The following is a 6,327-nucleotide window of genomic DNA, read 5'->3' on the forward strand; positions in this document are numbered from 1 at the left end:
CTTCCGGCGGCGGCCCAGCCCCGCACCGTCACGGACCAGCGCCGTGCGCAGTACACGAACGAGGCCGTCCTGTCGGCGACGCCGGCGCAGCTCGTCACGATGCTCTACGACCGGCTGCTGCTCGACCTGCACCGCGCCGAGGCCGCACAGACGACCGCCGACTGGGAGGCCGCCCGCGAGCAGCTCCTGCACGCGCAGGCCATCGTCGGCGAGCTGTCATCGACGCTGAAGATCGACGTGTGGGACGGCGGCGAGGGACTGCTCGCGATCTACAACTACGCGTCGACGTCGCTCATCACCGCGAACGTGCACCGGGACGTCCAGGCGACCCGCGACTGCATCCGGATCCTCGAGCCGCTGCGGCAGTCGTGGCACGAGGCCGCCGCGGCGATCCCGGCAGCGACCGCGGTGCAGCAGCCGACCGGTGGAGCGCTCGGTGTCGCCTGACGCGGAACGCCGTGCCGCGTGGGAGGCCGTGCTCCAGGCGTTCGAAGCCGACCTGACGGCGGACGGCCACGCGCCGTGGTCCGAGCCGAGCGGGCTGGGACCGGTGCCGCGGGAGCTGGTGGGGCGCGCCTCCCGGCTGCTCGCCGCGCAGCGCGACCGGATCGCGACGCTCGAGGGGGACCGCCGGGCGACGCTCGACCACCTCGGTGCGCTCCGTGCGGTGGACGCGACGCGGGAGCCGCGGGGCTCGGTGTACCTCGACGCCTCGGCATGAGGCCGCGCGGGCCGGACGCGGCGCGCGGTCGGGGCCGTCCGACCCAGAACGACAACATCGACGTCGTACGACGTCGGCTGTGTCGTTCGGGCGCGCGTGCAAGTTCCGGCGTGTGCAACGGGTGACGTTGTCGGTGTCGTACGACGTCGGCTGTGTCGTTCGGGCGCGCATGCAAGTTCGGGCGTGTGCAACGGGTGACGTTGTCGGTGTCGTACGACGACGGCTGTGTCGTTCGGGCGCGCGTGCAAGTTCGGGCGCGGGCAACAGTGCGCGCGTGCAACCGGCGACATGACCGACGTCGTACGACATCGGGGTTGTCGCTCGGAGGCGCGGGCAACAGTGCGCGTGCGCAACCGGCGACATGACCGACGTCGTACGACATCGGCGTTGTCGTAACGAGTCGGCTCGCCCGCCCGCCCCCACCCGCCCCCCGTTCGGGGCGACCCCTAACGCGCCCCACGGCCCGGCCGACAGCGCCCGGTGAGCACGGATCGCTCACCAGTTCGGCCACGGATCGGCCACCGCCATCGCGCGACGTCACCAGGGGGTGGCGCGCACACCGAGGGGACGGTCCACCGTGTTCGATTCCGTGACGAGCGTCGCACTGCAGAGTGCGCTCGACGGCCTGTCGATGCGGCAGAAGGTGATCGCGAACAACATCGCCAACATCAACACGCCGAACTACCACGCCGAGAAGGTCCAGTTCGAGGACGCCCTCGCGAAGTCGATCGTCGACGGGAACGGCGCCACCACGCCGACCGTCGCGCGGAGCCTCGAGCCGACCAACACGAACGGGAACAACGTCAACCTCGACGAGGAGACGCTCTCGAACATCGACACCGTGCTGCGGTACCAGTTCGCGACGCAGGCGATGAACTCCGAGCTCACCAGCGTCCGTGCAGCGATGCGGACCACCTCGTGACCACGTTCGACGCGATCGGCATCGCGAGCACCGGCATGACCGTGCACCGCAAGTGGCTCGACGCCGTGTCCGACAACATCGCGAACGTCAACACCGTGAAGTCGATGGACGACACCGCCTTCCAGGCCCGCTACGTCGAGGTCCAGGAGGGCAACGGCGTCTCCGGCGCCTACGTCAAGGGTGCCGCGTTCGGCAGTGCCGCCGGCCGGGTGACCTACGACCCGGACAACCCGCTCGCGAACGCGGAGGGCTACGTCCGCATGCCGGACATCGACCTCGGCACGCAGATGGCGGACCTCATCATGGCCCAGCGGGGCTACCAGGCGAACGCCGCCGTGGTCGACCGCGCGAAGACCGCCTACGAGGCGGCCCTGCAGATCGGGAAGAACTGATGCCCATCGACGCCGTGAACGGTGTGACCACCAACGCGATGACGAACGCGATGACGAGCCTGAGCGGCACGTCCAGCGACGTCGGCACGAGCGCGACCAGCGGAGTCGCGACCGCCGGCGCGACGTCCGACGGCAGCGGGTTCGCCGCCAGCCTCGGCAACGCCGTCGACGGCCTGCAGCAGCTGCAGAGCGACTCGAAGACCCTCGCCCTGAAGGCCGTCACCGGCAACCTCGACGACATCCACGACGCGACGATCGCCGCCACCCGCGCGCAGGTCACGCTCGAGCTCGTCTCCGCCGTCCGGAACAAGGGCGTCGACGCCTTCAACGAGATCATGAGGATGCAGGCCTGATGCCCGTCGCCGTCAAGGACCTCTTCGGACGTCTCGCCGCCTACGTCAAGGGCTTCAGCGCCGCCCAGCGGACCATCGCGATCCTCGTCATCGCCGCGCTCGTGCTCGGCGGCATCGCGCTCGCGAGCTGGCTCGGCAAGGCGTCCTACGCGCCGCTGTTCACCGGCCTGGCGGCGGCCGACGCGGCGAGCGTCACCGACCAGCTCACCACCGACGGTGTGCCGTTCCAGCTCACCGACGGCGGCGCGACGATCCTCGTCCCGCAGGGCTCGGTGTACTCCGAGCGCCTCAAGGCCGCGTCGAACGGGCTGCCGGCGTCGAACGAGGGCGGCTACTCGCTGCTCGACAAGATGGGCGTGACGAGCTCCGAGTTCCAGCAGGACGTCACCTACAAGCGCGCGATGGAGGGCGAGCTCGCGAAGACCATCGGCGCGATGGACGGCGTCCAGACCGCGACGGTGCAGCTCGCGATCCCGGAGAAGACCGTGTTCGTGTCCGAGGAGAAGGACCCGACCGCGTCGGTGTTCATCGCCACGAAGAACGGCGCCGAGCTGTCCACCGACCAGGTCCAGGCGATCGTGCACCTCACGAGCGCCGCCGTCGAGGGCATGCAGCCGACCGACGTCTCGGTCGTCGACGCGAAGGGCCAGACGCTCTCCGCCGTCGGCACCGGCGCGACCGGCAGCGGGGCCGACCAGGCGGCCGACTACGACGCCGCGACGAGCAAGAAGATCCAGGACCTGCTCGACACGACCCTCGGCGCCGGGAACGCCAGCGTCGTGGTGTCCGCGACCATGAACCAGAACTCCGGCACGCGGACCTCGGAGTCGTACACGACGCCGACGACCGGCCCGGTGGCCCTGAACGAGTCGTCCTCGACCGAGCAGTACGGCTCGGGGTCCGGCGCGTCCTCGGGGGCGACGGGCGTGCTCGGTCCGGACAACATCGCGGTGCCGAACGGCACGGCGAGCTCCGGCACGGACGGGTACACGAACGAGTCGGCGACGAAGAACAACGCCGTCGACCACACCACCGAGACGACGCAGCTGCCGGCCGGCGGCCTCTCGCGGCAGACGATCTCGGTCGCCCTGAACTCGAAGGCGAACGCCGTGCAGAACGCGAACCTGCAGAGCATCAACGACCTCGTGGCCGCGGCCGCCGGCGTCGACCAGACCCGCGGCGACCAGGTCCGCGTGGCGATGATGGACTTCGACACCAGCGCCGCCGACAAGGCGACGAAGGCGCTCGAGGCCCAGCAGCAGGCCGACCAGCAGGAGGCCCTGTGGTCGTCGATCCGCACCGCCGGCATCGTCGTGGGGGCGCTCCTCGCCCTCGTCGCGATCATCGTCTTCCTCGCGCGCCGCAGCCGGAAGCAGGAGCGCGAGGCGGTCGACCTCGGCGAGCTCGACGCGTTCTCGGGTGAGACCTTCCAGCTCCCGCTCGCCGTGGACGGCGCGGACCGAAGCCCCCTGCAGGCCGGGGACGCCCCGACCGTCGCGCTGCCGACCATCCCGCACGACGACTCGCCCACCGAGGTCCTCACCAGCGAGGAGATCAGCGCCGAACGGCGTCGACAGGACATCTCCGCGCTCGCCGAGCGGGACCCGAAGCGCACGGCCGAGCTCCTCCGCGGACTCCTCGACGACCGGGCACCGGTGTGAGCGCGCTCGTGCCGAGCGCCGGCGGGACCGGCGCGGGCGACCGTGCCCTGACCGGCGCGCAGAAGGTCGCGCTCATCCTCATGCAGATGGAGACCGAGCGCGCGGCCGAGGTGATGAAGCAGTTCACCGAGATCGAGGCCGAGGAGATCTCCGCCGAGATCGTCCGGATGCGCCGCGTCGAGGACATCGTCGTCGACCGCACCCTCACCGAGTTCCACCGGATGACGCTGAGCGGCCGCACGCAGAAGCGCGGCGGCAAGGAGACCGCCCTCGGGCTCCTCGAGGCGTCGTTCGGTGCCGAGCGCGCCGCCGGCGTCATGGACCGACTCGCCTCGAACCTCGCGGGGCAGTCCTTCGACTTCCTCGACGACGCCGAGCCCGGGCAGGTCGTCACGCTCCTCGAGGGGGAGCTCCCGCAGACCATCGCCCTCGTCCTCGCGCACCTGAAGCCCGCGCAGGCCAGCGCCGTGCTCGCCGGGGTCGACGAGCGCGCCCGCACCGACGTCGCCCAGGCGTTCGCGACCATGGGGAGTGCGACCCCGGAGGCCGTCGGGATCGTCGCCGGCGTCCTCCGGCAGCGCGCCGGCGCCGTGGTGTCCCCGCGCGAGAGCGTCGAGGTCGTCGGCGGCATCGCCCCGCTCGTCGACATCATCAACCGCTCGGACGTCGCCACCGAGAAGGCCGTCCTCGACGGGCTCGAGGCGCGCGACCCGGAGCTCGCCGAGGACATCCGCTCGCGGATGCTCACCTTCGAGGACATCGTCAAGCTCGAGTCCCGCGACATCCAACAGGTGCTCCGCGGCATCGACTCGAAGCTCCTCGCGACCGCGATGAAGGGTGCCGCCGCGCCGGTCGTCGAGACGATCCGCGCGAACGTGTCCGAGCGCAACCGCGAGCTGCTCGACGACGAGCTGCAGGCCATGGGCCCCGTCCGGGTCTCGCAGGTCGAGGAGGCCCGCGCCGAGGTCGTGCGGTCCGTCCGCGAGCTCGAGGCGCAGGGCGTCATCACGGTCCACCGCGCCGAGGAGGACGAGCTCGTTGACTGAGTCCGTGGTCCAGCGCGTCGCGTTCCCGGTGATCGGGGACTCCGCTGCGAGCGCGCGCGCGTCGAGCGCCGACGTGCGCGGGCACGCTGCCGGGTACGCCGCCGGACTCCGGCAGGCGCAGGCCGAGACGGCGGCGTTGCGCGCCCGGCTCGAGTCCGAGCACGCGGCCCGCGCCGCCTCGATGCAGGCCGACACCGCGCGCCGCATCGCGGTCCTCGACGCCGCGACGAACGCGATGCTGTCGCACGTCGCGCCGGTCCTCGACCAGGCCGAGCAGTCGGTCGCGGTCGCCGCCGTCGACCTGGCCGAAGCCGTCGTCGGGTACGCCGTCCGCGCCTCCCGAACCGCGGACGCCGCCGGTGACGGACGGGAGGCGCGGGTCGTCCCGGGCGCGCAGGCGACCGTCGAGCGGGCGCTCGCGTCCGTCGACCGCACGGTCGCCGTTGCCGTCCGACTGAGCGTCGCGGACGCCGCGCGCGTCGCCGACCTGGACCTGCCGGTCCCGGTCGTCGCCGACCCGTCGCTCGTCGACGGCGACGCCGTCGTCGACCTGCCGGACGGGTTGCTCGACGCGCGGATCGCCACGGCGCTCGACCGCGCCCGCACGGCGCTGGGGGTGGCACCGTGACCGCGACGCTCCTGCGCCCCCGCGGGCTCGACGAGGCACTCCGGCAGGCCGCTCCGCAGCGCGTCGGGGTCGTCACGAGCGCCGTCGGCCTCGGCCTCACGATCGCCGGACTCGACGCGCACGTCGGTGAGGTCGTCTCGGTGGGCGCCGAGGGTGCACAGCAGACGCTCGTCGAGGTCGTCGCGACCGACGCCTCCGGCGTCCGCTGCATGCCGCTCGCCCGCCTCACCGGTGTGACCGCCGGCACGCCCGCCCGGCCCACCGGTCGACCGGTGCTCGTGCCGACCGGCACGGGACTGTTCGGGCGCGTGCTCGACGGGCTCGGACGGCCGATCGACGACCGCGGTCCGCTCGTCGGGGTCGGCGGCGAGCCGGTCGCGTGGGTGCCGCTCGACCACGAGACGCCGAACGCGATGGCGCGGACGCGCATCGACACCCCGATGCAGCTCGGCGTCCGCGTGCTCGACACCCTCACCACGGTCGGGCGCGGGCAGCGCATGGGCCTGTTCGCGGGCTCCGGCGTCGGCAAGTCCTCGCTGCTGTCGATGATCGCCAGGGGGAGCGACGCCGCCGTCAACGTCATCGCGCTCGTCGGGAGCGTGAC

The 6,327-nt window shown here is 72.3% G+C and carries 8 protein-coding genes and 1 pseudogene; all 9 read left to right on the forward strand.

The window, feature by feature from the left end; all coding sequences use genetic code 11:
* Positions 1-447 (forward strand): flagellar export chaperone FliS (gene fliS, locus I5E_RS12715; RefSeq protein ID WP_022907318.1); only part of this gene is annotated, 447 nt, incomplete at its 5' end.
* Complete coding sequence (locus I5E_RS21755) at positions 437-721, forward strand: hypothetical protein (RefSeq protein WP_148286961.1); 285 nt, start codon at positions 437-439, stop codon at positions 719-721. The genes fliS and I5E_RS21755, both read left to right, overlap by 11 nt.
* Before the next feature lie 577 nt (positions 722-1,298).
* The gene (locus I5E_RS12725) at positions 1,299-1,643 is read left to right on the forward strand and encodes a flagellar basal body rod protein FlgB (RefSeq protein ID WP_022907320.1); all 345 of its coding nucleotides are present in this window, start codon (positions 1,299-1,301) and stop codon (positions 1,641-1,643) included.
* Positions 1,640-2,035 (forward strand): flagellar basal body rod protein FlgC, encoded by a 396-nt coding sequence (locus I5E_RS12730; protein ID WP_022907321.1) that lies wholly within the window; start codon positions 1,640-1,642, stop codon positions 2,033-2,035. The genes I5E_RS12725 and I5E_RS12730 overlap by 4 nt, the downstream gene beginning before the upstream one ends.
* Positions 2,035-2,388, forward strand: a complete 354-nt coding sequence (fliE, locus tag I5E_RS12735) for a flagellar hook-basal body complex protein FliE (RefSeq protein ID WP_022907322.1) — start codon at positions 2,035-2,037, stop codon at positions 2,386-2,388. Before I5E_RS12730 ends, fliE begins: the two co-directional genes overlap by 1 nt.
* Positions 2,388-4,049, forward strand: a complete 1,662-nt coding sequence (gene fliF / locus I5E_RS12740) for a flagellar basal-body MS-ring/collar protein FliF (RefSeq protein ID WP_022907323.1) — start codon at positions 2,388-2,390, stop codon at positions 4,047-4,049. The genes fliE and fliF overlap by 1 nt, the downstream gene beginning before the upstream one ends.
* Positions 4,046-5,095, forward strand: a complete 1,050-nt coding sequence (fliG, locus tag I5E_RS12745) for a flagellar motor switch protein FliG (RefSeq protein ID WP_022907324.1) — start codon at positions 4,046-4,048, stop codon at positions 5,093-5,095. The genes fliF and fliG overlap by 4 nt, the downstream gene beginning before the upstream one ends.
* Complete coding sequence (locus I5E_RS12750; RefSeq protein WP_148286962.1) at positions 5,088-5,723, forward strand: FliH/SctL family protein; 636 nt, start codon at positions 5,088-5,090, stop codon at positions 5,721-5,723. Before fliG ends, I5E_RS12750 begins: the two co-directional genes overlap by 8 nt.
* Positions 5,720-6,327 (forward strand): annotated as a pseudogene (locus I5E_RS12755) (EscN/YscN/HrcN family type III secretion system ATPase); the annotation flags it as partial. The gene I5E_RS12750 and the pseudogene I5E_RS12755, both read left to right, overlap by 4 nt.

The sequence above is a fragment of the Curtobacterium sp. B18 genome (assembly GCF_000333375.1).
In the GTDB taxonomy this organism is placed as follows: domain Bacteria; phylum Actinomycetota; class Actinomycetes; order Actinomycetales; family Microbacteriaceae; genus Curtobacterium.

Bases quoted from the DNA above. Each gene is read 5' to 3' on its own strand.
- fliE (WP_022907322.1), top strand. From the start codon at position 2,035: ATGCCCATCGACGCCGTGAACGGTGTGACCACCAACGCGATGACGAAC.
- fliF (WP_022907323.1), top strand. From the start codon at position 2,388: ATGCCCGTCGCCGTCAAGGACCTCTTCGGACGTCTCGCCGCCTACGTC.